Origin of the sequence: Kitasatospora sp. NPDC058218, from assembly GCF_042882445.1 — a bacterium.
In the GTDB taxonomy this organism is placed as follows: Bacteria; Actinomycetota; Actinomycetes; order Streptomycetales; family Streptomycetaceae; genus Kitasatospora.
The window spans coordinates 56,623-76,261 of sequence record NZ_JBHVWC010000052.1; the positions used below are offsets into that span (position 1 = coordinate 56,623).

Here is a 19,639-nt window from a genome sequence, read left to right on the forward strand (position 1 = left end):
TCACCGGGAGTCGCCGGCCAGGCCGGACGGCGCCTTCAACCTACGTCGGCCGCCTACCGCATTTCACCTCCTTATCCCGGGCGGGCCCGGATGGTCAGCCGCAGCCGCTCCTTCGCACCCGCACCCGCCACAGTCGCTCCGCCGCGCCCACAGCCGCTCCGCCGCCACCGCGCCGCCGCACCGATCCCGGGCCGGATCCCCGCAACACGCGGCACCGGTGACGATCGGTCGATCGACGGTCGGCGGAGAGTAGCATCGGCTCGACCATGACAAGCCGGCTCGCGCGGCCGCCCTCCGAGGCCGACCGGCGGCAGCCGGCCTCCGGCGATGGGAAACCTGATGAGAGCCTGGCTACGGGCAGTCACTGCGGCTGCCCTGGTGACCTTTCTTGCCCTGCCCGCACTGAGCACCGAGGCGGCCGCGGCCGACGACGGACGCGGCCCGGACCACTCCGGCCGGTGCGCCCCCGGCGTCCCGGTCGGCCCCGGCGGCGACGCCTTCTACGAGCCCCCGTCCCCGCTCCCCGAGGGCCACCACGGTGACCTGATCTGGGCGCGGAGCATCGAGGCGCCCGACCACGCCCGGGCCTGCAGGATCCTCTACCGCTCGACGCTGCACGACGGCACCCCGGTCGCCGTCTCCGGCCTGGTCGTCTGGCCGACCGGCGCGGTCCCGCGCGGCGGGCGCAACGTCGTGGCGTGGGCCCACGGAACGGTCGGCGGACCGCGCCAGTGCGCGCCGTCCGCCGCCCCGAACCCGGCCCGGGACCTCGTCGACTACTTCAGCTACCAGAGTCCCTTCTCGATCGACGTCGGTGTCCCCGCGTTGACCCAGTTCCTCGGCGCCGGCGACGTCGTGGTGGCGACCGACTACCAGGGGCTGGGCACGCCGGGCGTCCACCAGTACGTGGTCGGCGCGACCGAGACGCACAACGTCCTGGACTCGGTCACCGCCGCGCAGCAGATCCGGTCCGCCCGCGCGGGCAGCCGCACGGCCGTCCTGGGCTGGTCGCAGGGCGGTGGCGCGGGGTTGTTCGTCGCTCAGGACGCTCCCGGCTACAGCCCGGACCTCGACCTGGTCGGCGTGGCCGCGCTGGCACCGGCGGCCGACCTCGGCCCGCAGTTCGCCGGCCTCGTCCCGCCCGGTCCGCGCAACGAGTCCTCGGAGGCCCACAACGCGGCGCTGCGGATCAACGTCTACCGGGGCTTCCTGGCGGCCTACCCCGAGCTGCGCGCGACCGACGTGCTGCAGCCGGCCGGGCTCCAGGCGCTGGAGGGCGACGGGGTGGCGTGCATCGAGCACTTCGCCGACGTGATCCAGAACAACGTCGCCGACAACCACCAGCTGGACACGCTGTTCAAGCCGCTGCGCGACGTGCCGCAGGCCTGGAGCCGGCGCTTCTACGAGAACACCCCGGGCTACGCCACCACCGTGGCGCCGGTGCTGGTGATGCAGGGGACGGCGGACACCGTCATCAACCCCCACTCCACCGACCAGTACGTCAAGCGGGCCTGTGGCTTCAGCCGGCCGGTCGAGTACTCGACGTACCAGGGTGCGACCCACAACACGATCCCCTTCGAGGCGCAGCAGGAGTACCTGGCCTGGATCGCCGACCGTTTCGCCGGCGAACCGGCGCCGTCCAACTGCTGACGCGTCGGCATCCGTCGCGCCCGGCCGCCCCGGTGGCCGGAACGTGACGTGACCGAGGCGATCGCCGAGGCCGCACGGGCTCGCGGGTTCCTGGTGGACCCGGGGCCGTGCGGCCTTCGGCGTCCTCCTCCCGGGGCCCGTTCACCCTCCGCTCACCGTCCGCTCGCCGGACGGTACTTGACAGCATGAATTGGTCCAGTCCATTTTGGGCTCCTCCCCGCACCTCCACCCCCACACCCCCACTGGAGGTCACCGGTGCTCAAGCGCACCCGACTGCCCGCCGTCGGCGCGGCGGCCCTGCTCGCGGCCGCGGCCGCGTTCACCGCACCCACCGCCGCCCACGCGGCGAACCAACTCGGCAACCCCGGATTCGAGACCGGCACCCTGGGCGGCTGGTCCTGCACCGGCGGACTCGGCTCGGTGGTCTCCACCCCCGTGCACGGCGGCAGCAAGGCCCTGGCCGGCGCCGCCACCGCCGGCGACAACGCCAAGTGCACGCAGACGGTCGCCGTCCAGCCCAACACCACCTACTCGCTCTCCGGCTGGGTCCGCGGCAGCTACGTCTACCTCGGCGTCACCGGCGGCGGCTCCGCCTGGACCTCCGCCGCCGACTACACCAAGGTGAGCGTCTCCTTCACCACCGGTGCCACCCAGACCAGCGCGGAGGTCTACCTCAACGGCTGGTACGGCCAGGGCACCTACTACGCCGACGACCTGAGCCTGGACGGCCCCGGCGGCGGTACCCCCACCGACACCCAGGCGCCCACCACCCCCGGCAACCTGCGCAGCACCGGCAAGTCCGCCACCAGCGTCACCCTCGCGTGGGACGCCGCCACCGACAACGTCGGCGTGACCGGCTACGACGTCTACCAGGGCGCCACCAAGGTCGCCACCGCCACCGGCACCGGAGCCACCGTCAACGGGCTGACCGCCGCCACCGCGTACACCTTCACCGTCAGGGCCCGCGACGCGGCCGGCAACACCTCCGGGTCGTCCGGCGCCCTCGCCGTCACCACCGACCCGGGCGGCGGCGGCACCCCGACCGGGTTCAAGCAGGCCGCGCCCTATCTCTACAACGGCTGGGGCAACCCGCCGGCGCCGGCGACCGTCATGAACGCCACCGGCATCAAGTGGTTCACCCTGGCCTTCGTCCTCGCCCAGAACGGCTGCAACCCCACCTGGGACAGCCAGCGGCCGCTGCTGAACGGGGTCGACCAGGCCACCATCAACGCCGTCCGCGCGGCCGGCGGGGACGTCGTCCCGTCCATCGGCGGGTGGAGCGGCAACAAGCTCGGCCCCAACTGCGCCACCACGGCGGACCTCGCCGGCGCTTACCAGAAGGTGATCGACGCCTACGGCCTGAAGGCGATCGACGTCGACATCGAGAACAGTGACGAGTTCGAGAACACCGCCGTCCAGGACCGCATCCTCGGGGCGCTCAAGATCGTCAAGCAGAACAACCCCGGCCTGCGCACCATCCTGACCTTCGGCACCGACACCACCGGCCCGACCTACTACGGCAACCGGCTGATCGAGCAGTCCAAGGCGCTCGGCGCGGACATCGACGTCTTCACCATCATGCCGTTCGACTTCGGCAACGCCTCCACCGACATGTACGCCGCCACCGTGAGCGCGGCCGAGGGGCTGAAGGCCAAGCTCAAGTCCACCTTCGGCTGGGACGACGCCACCGCCTACGCGCACGTCGGGATCTCCGGCATGAACGGCCTCAGCGACACCAACGAGGTCACCACCGTCCAGAACTGGACCGCGATCCGCGACTGGGCCAACGGCCACCACATCGCCCGGCTCGCCTTCTGGTCGGTCAACCGCGACCGCGGCTGCGCCGGCGGCGGCCTGCAGGAGACCTGCTCCGGCATCGCCCAGAACGACTGGCAGTTCACCTCCGTCACGGCCGGCTTCACCGGCTGACGCCCGGCCCCCGGCAGCCCGGCCCGGGCCTCTCACCACGAGAGGCCCGGGCCGGGGCCGTCAGTAGCCCGGTCGCGGCACGCCGGTCGGCCCGCTCAGCCCCCGCAGCGGCGGGAGCTCCGGGCGGTCCAGCCACGCCGTGAACAGCGCGTCCAGCGAGTGGTCGGCGTAGCGGCCCGCGTGGGCGCGGAAGTCGGCGGTGCCGACGACGCCGTGCCGGTGGGTGGTGGCCCAGTCCCGGAGCATCGGGAAGAAGGAGGCGTCGCCGAGGGTGAGCCGGAGCGCGTGGACGGTGAGGCCGCCGCGCTGGTAGAGCCGGTCGTCGAACATCAGCTTCCGGCCCGGGTCGGCCAGCTTGAGGTCCTGGGGGAGGCCGGCCAGCAGGACGTGCGCGGCCGTCGCGTGGGTGGCGGCGGACGTTCCGCCGGCCCGTTCGGACCAGAGCCACTCCGCGTACTTGGCGAAGCCCTCGTTGAGCCAGATGTGGCTCCAGTCGGCGATCGACACGCTGTTGCCGAACCACTGGTGGGCCAGCTCGTGGGCGATCAGCCGCTCACGCTCCCAGCCCCCGCCGAGGTGGTTGGTGCCGAAGGTGGCGACGCCCTGCGCCTCCACCGGGACCTCCAGCTCCTCGTCGGCGACGACCACCGCGTACTCGCCGAACGGGTAGGGGCCGAAGACCTCCTCGAAGAACGCGGTCATCTGCGGCTGCCGCCCGAAGTCCACCGCGAAGTCGCCGCCCAGCCGCTCGGGCACGTACCCGGTCTGCCGGACGGCCGGGCGCTCGGCGAGCACGACCGGTCGGTAATGGCCGATCGAGACGGTCACCAGGTACGTCGAGGTCGGTGCGCTCTGCTCGTAGACCCAGGTCGTACTGGAGGCGTGCGTGGTGCGGGTGAGCAGCCGGCCGCCGACCACCACGGTGTACGGGGACGGCGTGGTCACCGCTATCTGGTACGTGGCCTTGTCGGCCGGCCGGTCGTTGCACGGGAACCAGGACGGGGCGCCGACGGGCTGGCTGGCGACCAGCGAGCCGTCGGTCAGCTCCTCCCAGCCCAGGCCGCCCCACGGGCTGCGCACCGGGCGCGGGTTCCCGGTGTAGTGCACCTCGACGGTGAACGCGGCGCCGGCCGCGAGCGCCTTGGCCGGGCGCACCCGCAGCTTTCCGGCCCGGTGGGTGTAGCGGGCGGCCTTGCCGTCCACCAGGACCCGGCCGATCCGGAACTCGGCGAGGTCGAGCGCGAACTCGGGCAGGACCGTCCCGGCGACGGCGCTGAGCCGGGCGGTGCCGCCCAGCCGGTTGGGCCCGGGCCGGTAGTCCAGGGCGAGCTCGTAGCGGTGGACCCTGTAGCGGGTGTCCCCGCTGTTCGGGAAGTACGGGTCCGGGGCGGCGGTGGGGGCCGCCGAGGCGTGCTGGTGGTTCACCGGGCGGGATTTCACCGGGTCGTGCGCTCCCTGCGAACTGGGGGACGTGGAGGTGGCGGGCGTCTCGAAGGGGGCGGCGGTCACGAGGTGGCCTGCCACACCTCGATCGGGTTGCCCAGCCACCGCGTGTCGGCGGGGACGGACTCGGCGCGCATCACCAGCGAGGCCGGGCCCAGGGTGCTGCGCGCGCCCACCGTGCTGCCGGGCAGCACGATGCCGCCCGGGCCCAGGGTGGCGCCCTCGCGGAGGATGACAGTATCCATCCGCATGATCCGGTCGTGGAAGAGGTGGGTCTGCACCACGCAGCCCCGGTTGATGGTGACCCCGTCCCCGAGGGTCACCAGGTCCGCCTCCGGCAGCCAGTAGCTCTCGCACCAGACACCCCGCCCGACGCCCGCGCCGAGCGCCCGCAGCCAGACGTTCAGCACCGGGGTACCGGGCACCGCGCCGACCAGCCACGGCACGGCCAGCACCTCGACGAAGGTGTCCGCGAGTTCGTTGCGCCACACGAAGCCGCTCCAGAGCGGGTGCTCCACCGCCCGGAACTTCCCGACCAGCACCCACTTCGCCGCCACCGCGACCACGCAGGCCGCCCCGCCGGCCGCCAGCAGCACCAGACCGGACAGCAGCGCCGCCACCACCGGTGACCAGCTCGCCGACAGCCAGGAGAGCGAGGCGAGGGTCAGCGCACCGAGCGCGCCGGAGGCCAGTACCGGCAGCAGCCGGGCCACCTCCACCAGCCCGCGCGCCCAGAGCAGCCGGGCCGGCGGCTCGTAGGTGAGGCTCTGGTCGGACTGGTCGGCCGAGCGCGGCAGCCGCATCGGCGGCATGCCCAGGTAGGAGCTGCCCTTCTTGGCCTTCTTCGGCGTCGCCGACAGCACACCGACCAGCCCGCGCGCCGGGACGGCCCGCCCGGGCGCGGTCATCCCCGAGTTGCCGAGGAAGGCCCGCTCGCCGACCTTCGCCTCACCGAGCCGCAGCCAGCCGCCGCCCAGCTCGTACGGGGCGATCAGGGTGTCGTCCGCCAGGAACGCGCCGTCCCCGACCGTGGTCAGGCTCGGCAGCGCCAGCACGGTGGACACCTCGGCGCCCCGGCCGACCTTCATCCCCAGCGCCCGCAGCCACAGCGGCGTGACGAGGCCCGCGTACAGCGGGAACAGGATCTCGCGGGCCTGGTCCATCAGCTGGGTGACCGTCCAGGCCTGCCAGCCGACCCGGCCGTGCAGCGGGTGCACGCCCGGCGCCAGCCCGATGCTCAGCAGCCGCACGGCCACCACCAGCTGCGTCGCGTACACGGCGCCGTACGCCAGGGTGGCGGGGAGGAGGCCGAGCAGGGCGCCGCCGAGCGCGGCGCCGAGACCGTCGCCGGGGTGGACGAAGCGGGAGAGCACCGCGAGGCCGGCGAGCGCGGGCAGCACCGGCAGCAGGCTGAGCGCCGTGCCGCTGGCACCGAACAGCGCCGCCCAGCGGGCCTGGCGGGCCGGGCGGTCCTTGGGCCAGGTCCGCTCGGCCCGGCCCAGCTTCACGGCGGGCGCGCCGCCCCAGCGCTGGCCGGTCGTCACCTGTCCGGTGACGCTGGAGCCGGCCACCACCTGGGCCCGCTTGCCGACCCGGGCACCGGGCAGCAGCGTCGAGCGGGTGCCGACCACGGCCCCCGAACCGACCTTGACCAGGCCGACCTCCAGCCGGTCGCCGTCCAGCCAGTAGCCGCAGAGGTCGACCTCGGCCTCCACCGCGCAGCCCCGGCCCAGCTTGAGCATCCCGGTGACCGGCGGCATCGAGTGCAGGTCCACCTCCGGGCCGACCTTGGCGCCGAGCGCCCGGGCGTAGCGGATCAGCCAGGCCCCGGAGAGCGAGGTGGCGCCGGTCACCTCGGCCAGCCGCTCGGCGGTCCAGAGCCGCAGGTGGGTGCTGCCGCCGCGCGGGTAGCTGCCGGGCCGCAGGCCGCGCAGCAGCAGCCGGGCGCCGCCGGCCGCGACGGCGAGCCGGCCCGCCGGGGAGAACAGCGCCAGCGCACCCGCGCCGACCGCCCACCAGGAGGCGGTCGGCGCCCAGGGGTAGTAGCCGAACCAGGCGAGCACGTTGCCGAGCGCGAGCAGGGCGACCGTCCAGCGCAGCCCGACCACGGTGAAGAGCGGGATCAGCAGGAGCAGCTGGAGCAGTTTGGCCCTGGTCGGCACCAGGGCGACGGTGCGGGTCTCACCGCTGTCCGCCGCCGACCGCTCCAGGTGGCGGGCGAGCTTGCGCAGGGTCGGCTGCTGGTAGATGTCCAGCACGGCGGCGCTCGGGTAGCGGGTGCGCAGCAGGGTGGTGAGCCGGGCGGCGGCCAGGCTGCCGCCGCCGATGGCGAAGAAGTCCTCGCGCGGGCCGCTGACCGGCACCCCGAGGATCTCGGTCCACTGCTCGGCCAGCCAGGCCTCGGTGCCGTAGAGCTGCTCGGTGGGCCCGGTGGCCTCCAGGTCGGGCAGCGGCCAGGGCAGGGCATTCCGGTCGACCTTGCCGGACGTCCGGGTGGGCAGGGCGTCCACCGGGGCGAGCAGCGGCACCAGGGCGGCGGGCAGCTCGGCGCGCAGCCGCTTGACGGCCAGCTCGCGGTCCCAGCCGTCCTTGGTGACCAGGTAGCCGACCAGCAGCTGGTTGCCGCCGCGCGCGGTGCGGACGGCGGCGGCGGCACCGGCGACGCCCGGCAGGGCCTGCAGTGCGGCGTCGACCTCGCCGAGTTCGATCCGGCGGCCGCCGAGCTTGATCTGCTCGTCGCCGCGGCCGAGGAAGAGCAGGCCCGCGGGGTCGGCCTGGACGAGGTCGCCGCTGCGGTAGGCGCGGTCCCAGCCGAGCGAGGGCAGGGGGGCGTACTTCTCGGCGTCCTTGACCGGGTCCAGGTAGCGGGCCAGACCGACGCCGCCGATCACCAGCTGGCCGGTGCCGCCGGGGGCGACCGGCTCGCCGGCCTCGTCGACCACGGCGAGGTCCCAGCCGTCCAGCGGCAGGCCGATCCGGACCGGGCCGTCGCCGGTGAGCAGCGCGGCGCAGGCCACCACGGTCGCCTCGGTGGGGCCGTAGGTGTTCCAGACCTCGCGGCCCTCGGTGACCAGCCGCTGCACCAGCTCGGACGGGCAGGCCTCGCCGCCGAAGATCAGCAGCCGGACTTCGTTCAGCGCCTCGGCGGGCCAGAGCGCGGCCAGCGTCGGGACGGTGGAGACGACGGTGATCTCCTGCTCGGCGAGCCACGGGCCGAGGTCGGCGCCGCTGCGGACCTGCGAGCGGGGGACGGGCACCAGGCAGGCGCCGTAGCGCCAGGCCAGCCACATCTCCTCGCAGGAGGCGTCGAAGGCGACGGAGAGGCCGGCCATCACGCGGTCGCCGGGGCCGATCGGCTCCTCCTGGAGGAACAGGGCGGCCTCGGCGTCGACGAACGCGGCGGCGTTGCGGTGGGTGACGGCGACGCCCTTGGGCCGGCCGGTCGAGCCGGAGGTGAAGATGATCCAGGCGTCGTCGCCGGGGGTCGGCCGGGCGTCCGCGGGTACGGCGGGCCGCTGGTCGTCGGTGAGGGTCAGGGCGCGGTCGGCCCCGAGCACGCCGGCGACGGCGGCCTCCTCGAAGACGAGCTGGGCGCGCTCGTCCGGGTCCTCGGCGTCCACGGGTACGTAGGCGGCGCCCGCGGCCAGTACGGCGAGGATGGCGATGTAGAGGTCGTTGGTGCCGGAGGGGACGCGGACGCCGACCCGGTCGCCCGGGCCGATCCCCGCGCCGGCCAGCCGGCGGCGCAGCTGCTCGACCTCGGCGGCGAGCGCCCGGTAGCCGAGGACGGTGTGTCCGTCGTCCAGGGCCGGCTCGTTCGGGTGGGCGCGGACGGCGGTGTCCAGGATGTCGACCAGGGTGCGCGGGGCCGGGGCCGGGCGTCCGGGGAAGAGGGCCTGCGGGGCCTGCACGGCCCCCGTGCTCTGCTCTGTCTGGCTCGGTTCAGCTGTCATGGCAGCCGTGCGCTCCTCGTCCTCGCCCCTGGTTCCGACCGTGTCCGGCCCTTGGGGCGGTGGGAGCACTCAGCTGATCGGGTGACCCCACTCCAGGGCCGGAGCGGACAACCCGACAGATCGTAGCCCCGGGTGATGAACGCTGTACTGCCCGACACTTCAATCAACTTGCCTTGAAATGGCCGAATCTGACGGATTATCAGTCATTAACTGTGGCCCTCCGGGATGGATGTGACGATCTGTCAGTCGAGTTGACTGATCGTCAGACGAATTCTGCGGAAGTGAGCCACGCCACACCGGATTGTGCTCCCTTCGGGTGGCGGGGCCGCATCCGGTGCTTCCGGTCGACTCCGGCGCGGCTCCCGGGCGGGGCCCGGACGTCCCTTCAGGGGGTGCCGTCGCCCCGGGGCCGCACGGGCCTGCTGCGAAGTCGAGGGGCGGGCGGCGGCCGCCGGTGTCCGGCGGGCCGCTCCCGGGAGGCCTTCTCCAGCGAGTGTACGGCGACGGGCCGGGTCAGGGTCGGGCTCGCGCCGGGGCGATGCGCGGCGGCGTCCAGTCGGCGTGGCGCAGGATCGTCCGGATCATCGCACCGGACGGCGTCAGCCGGATCGCCGTGTTGCGGGCCGCCACGGCCAGCGGGTGGGCGAGCTGCTGGCCCATCCGGCCCGCCCGGCGGGCGTCGCGTGCCACCGTCTGGCTGCGCGGCCGCCGCTCGGCGTCGTACCGGACGAGGGCCGCCTCGACGGTCGGCGCCGCGCCGAGTGCGGAGGCCAGGGTCACCGCGTCCTCCAGCGCCTGGCAGGCGCCCTGTCCGAGGTGCGGTGTCATGGCGTGCGCCGCGTCACCGAGCAGCGCGATCCGCCCCGCCGCATAGGTCGGCAGCGGTGTGGCCAGTTCGTGGACGTCGTGGTGCAGGACGGCATCCGGGCGGGTCGCGGCCAGCAGCGCGGGGATCGGGTCGTGCCAGCCCCCGAAGCGGCGGCGCACCTCGGCCAGCGGGTCGGGGTGACGCAGGCCGGCGGGGGCGTTGACCACCGCGTGCCACTCGGCACGGCCGTCCGGGAACGCGATGTGGCCGAATTCCGCGCCGCGGCCCCAGGTCGGCTCGAAGTCGGCGTCCAGCCCGGCGACCGGCTGCGCGGTGATCGCCCGCAGCACCGTCGACCCGCTGTACACCGGGCCGGGATGGGCCGGGAACAGCTGCCGGCGCAACCGGCTGCCGATCCCGTCGGCGGCCACCACCAGCCCGGCGTCGAGGATGGTGTCGCCGTACGCGACCCGCACGCGCGACGGCCCGGTGGTGTCCACGGACGTCACCTCCGCGCCGATGACCAGGGAATCGGCCGGCAGTGCCGCCCGCAGGATCCGGTGCAGGGCGGCGCGGGGGATGCCCAGAATCGGGGCGCCCAGCTCGCGCTCCAGAGCCGTTCCGTCCATCCGGGCCAGCAACCGGCCGTCCGGCGTGCGGGTGCCTCCGGTGTACTGGCGACGTGACGCGGCCTCCACGGCCTCGCCGACGCCCAGGGTGGTGAGCGCGCGCAGACCGTTGGCGGCGAGCGAGATGCCGGCCCCCGCGTCGTCCGGCACCGGCGTCCGCTCGATCACCGTGACCTGCCACCCCGCGAGCCGGATCCCGATCGCGGCCGCCGGTCCGCCGATGCCGCCCCCGACCACCACCGCGCTGTTGTCGCTCACGCTCGGCCCCCCTGTCGTCGCATTGCCTTCTACATCCGTAGAAGGAGAGTACTACGGGCTTACTACGGGTGTAGAAAGGGAGGATGAGCGCAGCGGAGGGCCCGGACACGGGGCAGGGCGACGGTTCGGGTGACGGTCAGGAGCAGGGCCAAGGTCAGGGGCAGGAGCAGGGCCAGGACCGGGGGCAGGAGCAGGGTCGACGGCAGGACCGGCGACGGGAGCGGGCGGCGGAGCCGGGTGCGGCGGGCGGGCACGGGCCGGACGCGCGCCGGAGCGACCGGCGCACCGTACTGGCGGACGCCGCGATCGGCGTGCTCGCCGACGCGGGCGTGCGGGGTCTGACCCATCGGGCGGTCGACGCGGCGGCCGGCCTGCCGGCGGGCACCACCTCGGCGTACCTGCGGACCAGGCAGGCGCTGCTCGCCGCGCTGGTCCGGCGACTCGTCGAGCTGGACCAGGGTGAGCTGCGGGCGATGGGTGCACAGGTGCGGGTGATCCGGTCGGCCGCCGAGCTGGCCGAGGGCATCGCCGTGCTCGCGGAGCACAGGCTGACCGGCGAGGGGCGCCGGCGCTCGCTGGCCCGCTACGCCTGTGCGGTGGAGAGCGTGCGCGATCCCGAGCTGCGCGAGATCCTCGTCCCGCGCGAGAACGCGGCCCGCTCCGCCGTCCGCGCGTTCATCGCCGGGCAGGGGGTGGCGGATCCGGAGGGGCGCACCATCTCGCTGCTGGCCTGTGTGGACGGGCTGGTCTTCGACCGTCTGGTCGGCGGAGGGGACGTCCGGCCGGACGAGATCCGGGGGCTGGTCGCGACGGCGCTGCGTGGGCCCGACGGCGTCGACGGGGCGTCGGGCTGAGCCGCGCCGAGTCCGGCGGCGCGGGTCAGCGGGCCGGGCGGCCGCCCCCTTCGGCCCGGCCGGTGTCGCCGGTCGTGGCGGTCGTGGTCGGTTCGGCCCTGCGCGTCGCGCCGGTCGTGTCCGGGAGGCCCTTGTCGCTCGCGTCGGTTCCGGCGCTCGCGTCGACCTCGGTGCTCGCGTCGACCTCCGTGGCGAAGCCCGCGAGCAGGATGCGGAGCGTGCGGTGGAACCGCTGCGCCGAGTCCAGCCCCGCGCCGCTGTCGAACGCCTGAGCCAGCTGCGGGTAGGCCGTCGGATCGAGCGATCGGAACTGCTCGGGATCCGGCTCGGTGCCCTCGTGGTGCGGGGTCTCGCCGACCTCCGCCAAGGTGTGTCCGAGCGTGAACGACACCACCGCGTTGAGGACGTCCAAGGCGTCCGCGAGCGGCACGCCGTCCGCGCGCAGTGCGGTGACCCCGCGCTCCAGCAGCTGCAGCGCGGCCGGGGTGGCGGCCGGGCGGGTGGCCAGCACCGTGAGCATCGCCGGGTGGTCGAGCAGCATGCGTCGCAGGGCGACGGCGAAGTCACGGACCACCTCCGTCCACTGTCCGGCGGGCTCGACGAACAGGTCGCCGGCCGACAGCTCCAGCAGGCGCTCCACCATGCCGTCGAGCAGGGCCGCCTTGCTGGGCACGTAGTAGTAGAGCGTCATGCCCTCGACGCCCAGTGCCGCGCCGAGTTTCCGGTTGGAGAGGGCCGACAGCCCGTTCTCGTCGACGAAGGCCAGCGCCGCGTCGATGACCTTCTCCCTGGTCAGGCCGGTCCTCGGGCGTCCGCGTCCGCTTGCCGCCATGGGGTGCTCCTCCGTCGTGGCCGACGCTGTGGCCGAGCCGCGCCTTGACAGTTCTTGCGATGTAAGAAAACAATAGCGGACAGCAGGGTCTTGCACTGCAAGAAAAGTCATCGGGGAGGATGTCATGCAGCTCATCGGCGTCATGGTGCGCAGGCTCAACGACGGGGTCGAGTACGGGGAGTTCCGCAAGGGCTGGATCCCGGACGAGATCGTTCCGGGGGATCCGCGCACCCGGGTGATCACGGCCGCCGGCCTGGAGGATCCGCAGGAGATCGTCACCATCGCGATCATCGAGGGTGACCACGGCCCCGAGTCCATCGCGGAGTGGATGGAGAGGCTGACCCCGATCGAGGAGCGCCGCTTCGAGCGGATCAAGGACCTGGTCGGCCCGCCCAGTCTGAACGCGGTCTATCAGGTGCTCTCCGAGGACGACCTCTCCGTGCCGGTCGCCGAGTAGCGTCCGGCGGAATGTGCCTGCGGGGAATTCGCCATCGCGGTCCAGGTTCATCGTATTGACGTTCTTATTGCGCATCGCATTCTCCCGGGATCGGGACGCCTCCGGTCGAGGCTTCGGGTCGGTGGCGTGACATTAACCTGTGCCACTGACAACGGGATTGGGGCGAGGGGATACGGAAGGGGTTTCGAAAAGGACGTACAGTCACACTAATTCGTACAGGTATTCACATGAGCGAATGCCCGTGCTAGCGTGCGGGTGCCAGCTTCTCAGAGTCGAGAAAGTGGGTCCTGACATGAGTCAAGAATTCTCCCGCCGTGGTTTCCTGGGCAGTGCCGGAATGGCCGCCGCCGGGGTTTCCGCCGCCTCGCTGGGCCTGGGCGCGGCTGCCGGCCCGGCCGCGGCAGAGCCGGCCGGGATCCCCGACGGTCGCTCGGTGTTCCCGGGCGATTCGCGGTACCAGACGCTCAGTCAGGGCTTCAATCAGCGATGGTCCAGCAAACCGGCCCTCATTCGGCTGGTCGGGAACGACGCGGATGCGGTGGCGGAGCTGAGGAGAGCGCTCGACAAGGGGCTACGCCCGACGATCCGGGGCGGCGGGCACTGCTACGAGGGGTTCGTCGACAACGACCGGGGCGTCATCCTCGACCTCAGCACCCTGCGCGGCGTCCGCGCGGCGAAGGACAAGTTCGGTGCGCCCACCTACTGCGTGGAGGGCGGCGCCACCAACTGGGACGTCTACACCACCCTGTTCCGCACCTACGGCGTCACGCTGCCCGCGGGGTCCTGTTACTCGGTCGGGGCGGGCGGCCATGTCAGCGGCGGCGGGTACGGACTGCTCTCCCGGCGGGACGGGCTGACGGTCGACCACCTCGTCCAGGTGGACGTGGTCACCGTCCGCGGGGGCAGGGTGGAGGTGACCACGGCCCACCGGGACGACCCCGAGGCGTCGCCGGAGAAGGACCTCTTCTGGGCGCACACCGGGGGTGGCGGCGGGAACTTCGGGGTCGTCCTGCGCTACCACTTCGGCCATCTCCCGAAGCCGCCACCGCGGGTCTGGCTGAGCAGCGTGGCCTGGTCCTGGGGCGACCTGCTCAAGCACCCGGAGGACTTCCACCGGCTCGTGGACAACTTCGGAGCCTTCTTCGCCCAGCACAGCGGGGCGAAGGAGACGGTCTACCGGGGCCTCTTCTCCATCCTCAAACTCACCCACTGGTCGAACGGGAACGTCGTCCTGCTCAGCCAGTGGGACGAGGAGGATCCGGCGCCGCTGGAGGAGTTCCTGGCCGCGATGGAGGCCGGGCTGACGAGCAAGGCGACGGTCCAGACCCACACCGTCGGCGGTCTGTTCCTGCCCTATCCGGACAAGCGCCGTCAGATGCCGTGGTTCCAGGCGACCATGACCCTGAACCCCTCCGGGGACAACCAGCGCGGCAAGTACAAATCCGCCTACCACCGGCGGCGCTTCAGCACCGCGCAGATCGATGCCTTCTGGGCGTGGCTGACCAAAACCGTCCCCGATGTGGACCTCACGCAGACACTGGTCCAGATCGACTCCTACGGCTGCAGAATCAACGAGCGAAAGCCCGCCGACGCCGCGATCCCGCAGCGCGACTCGGTCATGAAGCTCCAGTACCAGACGTACTGGACCGACCCCACGAAGGACGCCGCGCACCTCGCCTACCTCAGCGGGCTCTACCGGGCGGTCTACAAGGCCACCAACGGCATCCCGGAGATCGACACGGACACCGACGGCGCCTATGTGAACTACCCCGATGTCGACCTCGGAACGGCCGACCAGGAGCACCCGGCCTACCAGCGGCTCTACTACAAGCAGAACTACAGCCGCCTGCAGAGGGCGAAGAAGACCTGGGACGACAAGAACGTGTTCCACCACGCCCAGTCGATCACCCTGTCGTCCTGACTCGGCACGCAGTGCCACGCCGACCATCCGGAAAACAGATGATATCGGGGCGAATGGTTCGAGTAAAGGGGTCGGAGTAGGGTGCTACCCCGAGCGCGGTGGACCCAGCTGGACCTCCTCACAGCGCTGGCGCGGGTCCGTCGTGCCGTGCGCTGAGCTCTCAGGTATGCGCGTATCTGTGAGGGTGGGCTCGGGCTGGTGCTGACTTTTGCTGACCTGAGCTGACGGTTGGTCAGGTTCGACCAGTGCAGGGGACAGCTGTTCGAGCAGCAGCGGTCGGAGAGGCCGGGCGAGGGCCGGAATCGCTCTCTGGCGCCTCTGTGTGAGCATGCGCGGAATTGGCCTGGCTGCTGATCGGCACCCGGGCGGCCTGGTGTGCGGGCCCGGGAGTGAGCTGCCGGCGGAGGCGGCGGCTGGCATGGCCACCTCCATGCGGATTCTGGTCCTGGGTGGCAGTTGGTGGACTGGCCATCGTGACCGGCGCGCTGGAACAAAACTGGGAGGTGAGTACCTTCAGGCGGGGCTGGTCCGGACACCCGGTGCCCGGTGCGATCGCGTTGCGCGGAGATGGCGAGCGGCCTGAAGGCGCCTCGCCGGTTCGCCGCGCATCGCCCCTCGGACGTGGTGATCGACACTTCTGTTTCCTCTCGTGGACCGCGCGACGTGTTGGTCGGCATCCGGGCCCTGGGGCCGGTCGTCGGTTGGTACGTGTATGTGTCCACGGTGGCGGTGTACGAGGGATGGCCCGCCGAGCCGGCGAGCGTCGACTCCCCGGCGTGAGAGGTTGTGGCCGCCGCCGGTCTGGATGTCGGTCGGTCGCCGTATGGCGGGTTGGGGTCGTTCCCGACTGCGGGCGGCGGAAGGTGAGCACCGGACGCGCGGTGACCAAGACGTTCAGGCTCGGCCGTATGGGCCTTCTCCGTCCGGAGGTGTTTTCTCGGGTGGAGTGTGTCGGCCGGTTGCCGTGATGGTTTGCGTCTGGCGGCACAGGGCGGTCGGATCCTTGCGCCCGGTGATTCTGGCAGGAGCGTCCATGCGGTCGATGTTCGCGACGCCGAGCGTGAACGTGACCGGTGACGCGGGGGAGCTGATGTGGGGTGGAGGACGAGATCTTGCTTGGCCACGGCCTGCGCCAGTGGACGGAGCTCCCGCCGAGGTGGAGCCACCCGGGGCGTCCGTCATCGGCTCGTCGTCGGCGCTTGCGGCCGCCTCCGTCAGCCGGCCGTTCGCGTAGACCGTCACCGACACCTGGTCCTGGCTGAGCCAAGGCAACCTGCCCGTGCCGCAGGCGGTGGGCCGAGCACGGAATGGACCCGGTCAAGGAGCAGGCCATGCTGGAGCGCGCGCTGAAAGGTCCTTGCAAAGGCCTTGGGCGTGCCGGTGGGTGATCAGGCGGTGGCGTGGCCGAGGAAGGCCTCGTGGATGTCGTCGCGTCGTTGCCAGCAAATGCGGATGCGGCGGAAGCCGCGGAGCCGGGAAATGGTGTGCACGACCAACTAAGGGTTGTCCCGTAACCCCGTGGAGTTGCGCCACGGCTCTCTGGCCACGAGGGTCTCAGGCTTGGTCGTGGCTCCCTGAGGCATCGCGATCACACTTGCTGGGCGCTGGACGACTCCAGCCACTGGTCCACCACGTCGTCCACTTCATCCAGGGCCGGATCGCGGCTTCCGCTGGGCGCGTAAGCCGGTGACCGGTCAGCGCGTAGTGGCAGATGTGCGCAGTACCAGGCCCGCCGGGCACCGGCTATCTCTGCGGTCGTGCCCGTGCGGAGATAGCCGAGCAATGCTGTCATGACCCTGCGGCGCCCGAATGCGTAGAGCGCCGGCTCGACGAACCAGCGGCAGAAGCTTGGGTCCGGGTCGTAGACAGCAGCAGCCATCAGCGGATCGAAGAACTCCTCAGACAGGGTGGCGCGTTCCAGCAGTGGCCTTCGTGCGGCTCCGGCCAGGTGCCGCGCACGTCGGTCTGCAGGCACGTCGGCCGCCGCCTCAAGGTCCAGCAGGCGAGCCACTTCGACTGCGCATGCAAGGAATGTACGTGTGGATGCCTCGTGGCGGTCACCTTCGCTCATGGCAGGATTCTCGACCACGGACCTGAGCAGAAGTGGTCGCATGGGCGAGATGATCTCGATGTGGCTGGTGTGATCACGGCGTCGGAGCCGTCTTGGATAGCCCCGTTCTCCGGGCTGAGCCCGCGCGCCTTCGGGAAGCTGGTGACCGTGCTGCGTCGCGCAGGTGCGGACACGGCCCGCAAGGGCCGGCCGTGGAGCCTTCCGTTGGAAGACCGGACCCTGCTGGTCGCCGCCTACTGGCGGACCAACCCGACCATGCGGCAGCTCGCCCCGCTGTTCGGGATCTCGAAGTCGGCGGCGGACCGGATCATCGACAACCTTGGACCGATGCTCGCGCTCCAGCCCCGCAAGCGGTTCGCGAAGGACACCGTGCTCATCGTGGACGGCACCCTGGTCCCCACCCGGGATCACACCGTCGCCGAGCGGTCGAAGAACTACCGGTACTCCACCAACCACCAGGTCGTCATCGATGCCGACACCCGCCTGGTCGTCGTGGTCGGCCGGCCGCTCGCCGGGAACCGCAACGACTGCAAGGCCTGGGAGGAGTCCGGCGCCAAGGCCGCCGTCAGCGGAACGACCACGATCGCCGACGGCGGCTACCCGGGCACCGGCCTGGTCATCCCGAACCGCCGCAAGCGCGGCCAGAGTGAACTCCCCGACTGGAAGGAGGAACACAACAAGTCCCACAAGCAGGTCCGGGCCCGCGTCGAGCACGTCTTAGCCCGCATGAAGACCTGGAAGATCCTCCGCGACTGCCGCTTGAAGGGGGACGGCGTCCACCAGGCCATGCTCGGCATCGCACGGATGCACAACCTTGCCCTCGCCGGATCGATCAGCGGGTCACATCGCGGCCAACCATGCCCGAGACGACTCGTAGATCATTTACGGGACAGCTCTTAGCCTGTTGTATCTCTCGTTCGACCGCCCTGCGTGTGCTCATGCGCCAGGCATTGCCGCCGCCGCGCGTCCCGCGTGTGCTCGGCGTCGATGACTTCGCCCTCAAGCGCCGGCACCGCTACGCGACCGTGCTCATCGACGCCGAGACCGGCGAGCGGATCGACGTCCTGCCCGACCGCACCACCCAGACCCTGGTTGCGTGGCTGCGCGAGCACCCCGGATCGAGTACGTCTGCCGCGACGGCTCCGGCTCCTACGGCGAGGCGATCGGCCAAGCCCTCCCCGAAGCGGTGCAGGTCAGCGACAGGTGGCACTTGTGGAGCAACCTGTGCGGGAAGGTCCTGGCCGAGGTCCGCTCCCACGCCGCCTGCTGGGCGACCGCGGTGAACCCCGCCCGGCCCGGGGGCGTACGCGAGCAGACCACCCGCGAGCGCTGGCAGCAGGTCCACGGCCTGCTCGGCCAAGGTGTCGGGCTGCTCGAATGCGCCCGCCGCCTCGACGTCGCACTGAACACCGTCAAGCGTTACGCCCGCATGAAGGAGCCCACCGGCGACCGCCGCGCACCCCGCTACAAGCCCACACTCGTCGACCCCTACCGCGACCACCTGCGCAGGCGTCGGGCCGAGGACCCCGCGGTGCCCGTCACCCACCTCCTGCGCGAGATCAAGGAACTGGGCTGCACCGGCAGCGCCAACCTGTTGGTCCGCTACATCACCCAGGGCTGCGCCGAGGGCGACAGGCCGGTCACCACCTCGCAGCGCTTCGCGCCGCACTACTGGGAGAACTCACCGAGACCTGTCCCGAGATGACCGAACTCGCCAGTCTGACCGGAGAGTTCGCGCAACTGCTGACACCGAAAGAGGGCAACGACGCCAAGCTCACCGACTGGATCAGATCAGTTCGCTCCGTCGACCTGCCCCACCTGCACTCCTTCACGAACGGCCTGGAACTCGACCGGGCCGCCGTCGACGCCGCACTCACCCTCCCGTTCCACAACGGCCGCACCGAGGGCGTCAACACGCGAACCAAACGGATCATGAGACAGATGCACGGCCGAGCCGCGTTCCCCCTGCTCCGCCACCGAATCCTCCTCCAGTGATCACTACACGGCGCTACCACCGGTTACGGGACAGAGCCGTTCTCTTTACAGACCCCGTTCTTTTCACAGACCCTGGCTGTGACGAGCACTTTCGCCACTCTAGAGGCTGGGCGGGAGCAGGCGGGTGTAGGGGAGGCTGTTGCTGGTGCCGCCGGGGGTGGTGACTGTGAGGTTGACCGGTCCGGCGGTTCCCGGTGGGGCGGTGGCGACGAGCTGGGTGTCGGAGACGACGGTGAAGGCGGCCAGTGTGGCGCCAAAGGTGACGGCGGTGGTGGTGGTGAGGTTGGTTCCGGTCAGGGTGACCGTGTTGCCGCCGGAGAGGGGCCCCTGATTCGGTACCGCGCTGGTGAGCGTGGGAGTCGGCAGGTAGGTGTAGGTCAAGCCGTTGCTGGTGCCGCCGGGGGTGGTGGCGGTGACCTGGACGGTGCCGCTGCCCGACGGCGAGACCGCTGTGATCACGCTGTCGGAGGCAATGGTGAACGAGGTCGCTGCGGAGGCGCCGAACTTCACAGCGGTGGTGGTGGTGAGGTTGGTTCCGGTCAGGGTGACCGTGTTGCCGCCGGAGAGGGGCCCCTGATTCGGTACCGTGCTGGTGAGCGTGGGGATGTTGACGTAGTAGTAGAAGACGTTCGGGGTACTGGTGCCGCCCGGAGTGGTGACGGTGATGTTGACGGGGCCAGCGGTCGAGGGTGGAGCGGTCGCCGTGATCACGCTGTCGGAGGCAATGGTGAACGAGGGTGCGGCGGAGGCGCCGAACTTCACAGCGGTGGTGGTGGTGAGGTTGGTTCCGGTCAGGGTGACCGTGTTGCCGCCGGAGAGGGGCCCCTGATTCGGTACCG

General features: G+C 71.8%; 12 protein-coding genes and 1 pseudogene. 7 read left to right on the forward strand and 6 right to left on the reverse strand.

Features of this window, described 5'->3' with window-relative positions; all coding sequences use genetic code 11:
* Nucleotides 1-378: 378 nt before the first annotated feature.
* Together ACFVYI_RS29395 and ACFVYI_RS29400 are read left to right on the forward strand one after the other, a co-directional pair.
* Nucleotides 379-1,650 (forward strand): lipase family protein, encoded by a 1,272-nt coding sequence (locus ACFVYI_RS29395; protein WP_387891181.1) that lies wholly within the window; start codon nucleotides 379-381, stop codon nucleotides 1,648-1,650.
* A gap of 255 nt (nucleotides 1,651-1,905) precedes the next feature.
* A complete protein-coding gene (locus tag ACFVYI_RS29400; RefSeq protein WP_387891183.1) occupies nucleotides 1,906-3,579 on the forward strand; it encodes a carbohydrate binding domain-containing protein in 1,674 nt (557 codons plus the stop codon).
* 60 nt (nucleotides 3,580-3,639) lie between these two features.
* Here ACFVYI_RS29400 and ACFVYI_RS29405 read toward each other — a convergent pair whose 3' ends face one another.
* The 3 genes from ACFVYI_RS29405 to ACFVYI_RS29415 all read right to left on the reverse strand — a co-directional run bounded on the left by ACFVYI_RS29405 (nucleotide 3,640) and on the right by ACFVYI_RS29415 (nucleotide 10,670).
* Complete coding sequence (locus ACFVYI_RS29405) at nucleotides 3,640-5,004, reverse strand: M1 family metallopeptidase (protein ID WP_387891185.1); 1,365 nt, start codon at nucleotides 5,002-5,004, stop codon at nucleotides 3,640-3,642.
* Between the two features lie 80 nt (nucleotides 5,005-5,084).
* Nucleotides 5,085-8,975, reverse strand: coding sequence for a Pls/PosA family non-ribosomal peptide synthetase (locus tag ACFVYI_RS29410; protein WP_387891188.1), 3,891 nt, complete (start codon nucleotides 8,973-8,975; stop codon nucleotides 5,085-5,087).
* A 513-nt stretch (nucleotides 8,976-9,488) separates the two neighbouring features.
* Nucleotides 9,489-10,670, reverse strand: coding sequence for an FAD-dependent monooxygenase (locus ACFVYI_RS29415; RefSeq protein ID WP_387891191.1), 1,182 nt, complete (start codon nucleotides 10,668-10,670; stop codon nucleotides 9,489-9,491).
* Nucleotides 10,671-10,999: 329 nt separating this feature from the next.
* On the opposite strand from ACFVYI_RS29415, the gene ACFVYI_RS29420 reads away from it, so the two are divergent.
* Nucleotides 11,000-11,524, forward strand: a complete 525-nt coding sequence (locus tag ACFVYI_RS29420; RefSeq protein WP_387891209.1) for a TetR/AcrR family transcriptional regulator — start codon at nucleotides 11,000-11,002, stop codon at nucleotides 11,522-11,524.
* 25 nt (nucleotides 11,525-11,549) lie between these two features.
* Here the strand turns inward: ACFVYI_RS29420 and ACFVYI_RS29425 are convergent, their stop codons facing one another.
* The gene (locus ACFVYI_RS29425) at nucleotides 11,550-12,356 is read right to left on the reverse strand and encodes a TetR/AcrR family transcriptional regulator C-terminal domain-containing protein (RefSeq protein ID WP_387891193.1); all 807 of its coding nucleotides are present in this window, start codon (nucleotides 12,354-12,356) and stop codon (nucleotides 11,550-11,552) included.
* A gap of 124 nt (nucleotides 12,357-12,480) precedes the next feature.
* On the opposite strand from ACFVYI_RS29425, the gene ACFVYI_RS29430 reads away from it, so the two are divergent.
* Complete coding sequence (locus ACFVYI_RS29430; protein ID WP_387891196.1) at nucleotides 12,481-12,813, forward strand: hypothetical protein; 333 nt, start codon at nucleotides 12,481-12,483, stop codon at nucleotides 12,811-12,813.
* Nucleotides 12,814-13,105: 292 nt separating this feature from the next.
* A complete protein-coding gene (locus ACFVYI_RS29435; protein WP_387891199.1) occupies nucleotides 13,106-14,734 on the forward strand; it encodes an FAD-binding protein in 1,629 nt (542 codons plus the stop codon).
* A gap of 1,588 nt (nucleotides 14,735-16,322) precedes the next feature.
* Here the strand turns inward: ACFVYI_RS29435 and ACFVYI_RS29440 are convergent.
* Entirely contained in the window at nucleotides 16,323-16,805 is a 483-nt protein-coding gene (locus ACFVYI_RS29440) for a hypothetical protein (RefSeq protein ID WP_387891201.1), read from the reverse strand.
* A gap of 60 nt (nucleotides 16,806-16,865) precedes the next feature.
* Here ACFVYI_RS29440 and ACFVYI_RS29445 point away from each other — a divergent pair, with 60 nt between their 5' ends.
* Both ACFVYI_RS29445 and ACFVYI_RS29450 read left to right on the forward strand, forming a co-directional pair.
* Nucleotides 16,866-17,705 carry a transposase gene (locus ACFVYI_RS29445; RefSeq protein ID WP_387891203.1) on the forward strand — a complete coding sequence of 280 codons (840 nt, stop codon included), beginning with the start codon at nucleotides 16,866-16,868 and terminating at the stop codon, nucleotides 17,703-17,705.
* Nucleotides 17,702-18,800 (forward strand): annotated as a pseudogene (locus ACFVYI_RS29450) (ISL3 family transposase); the annotation flags it as partial. The gene ACFVYI_RS29445 and the pseudogene ACFVYI_RS29450, both read left to right, overlap by 4 nt.
* A 99-nt stretch (nucleotides 18,801-18,899) precedes the next feature.
* On the opposite strand, the gene ACFVYI_RS29455 reads toward ACFVYI_RS29450, so the two are convergent.
* Nucleotides 18,900-19,639 (reverse strand): IPT/TIG domain-containing protein (locus ACFVYI_RS29455; protein WP_387891206.1); only part of this gene is annotated, 740 nt, incomplete at its 5' end.

Coding starts and splice junctions, on each gene's coding strand:
- ACFVYI_RS29410 (WP_387891188.1), bottom strand. CDS start 8,975: ATGACAGCTGAACCGAGCCAGACAGAGCAGAGCACGGGGGCCGTGCAG.
- ACFVYI_RS29425 (WP_387891193.1), bottom strand. CDS start 12,356: ATGGCGGCAAGCGGACGCGGACGCCCGAGGACCGGCCTGACCAGGGAG.
- ACFVYI_RS29430 (WP_387891196.1), top strand. CDS start 12,481: ATGCAGCTCATCGGCGTCATGGTGCGCAGGCTCAACGACGGGGTCGAG.
- ACFVYI_RS29435 (WP_387891199.1), top strand. CDS start 13,106: ATGAGTCAAGAATTCTCCCGCCGTGGTTTCCTGGGCAGTGCCGGAATG.
- ACFVYI_RS29440 (WP_387891201.1), bottom strand. CDS start 16,805: ATGAGCGAAGGTGACCGCCACGAGGCATCCACACGTACATTCCTTGCA.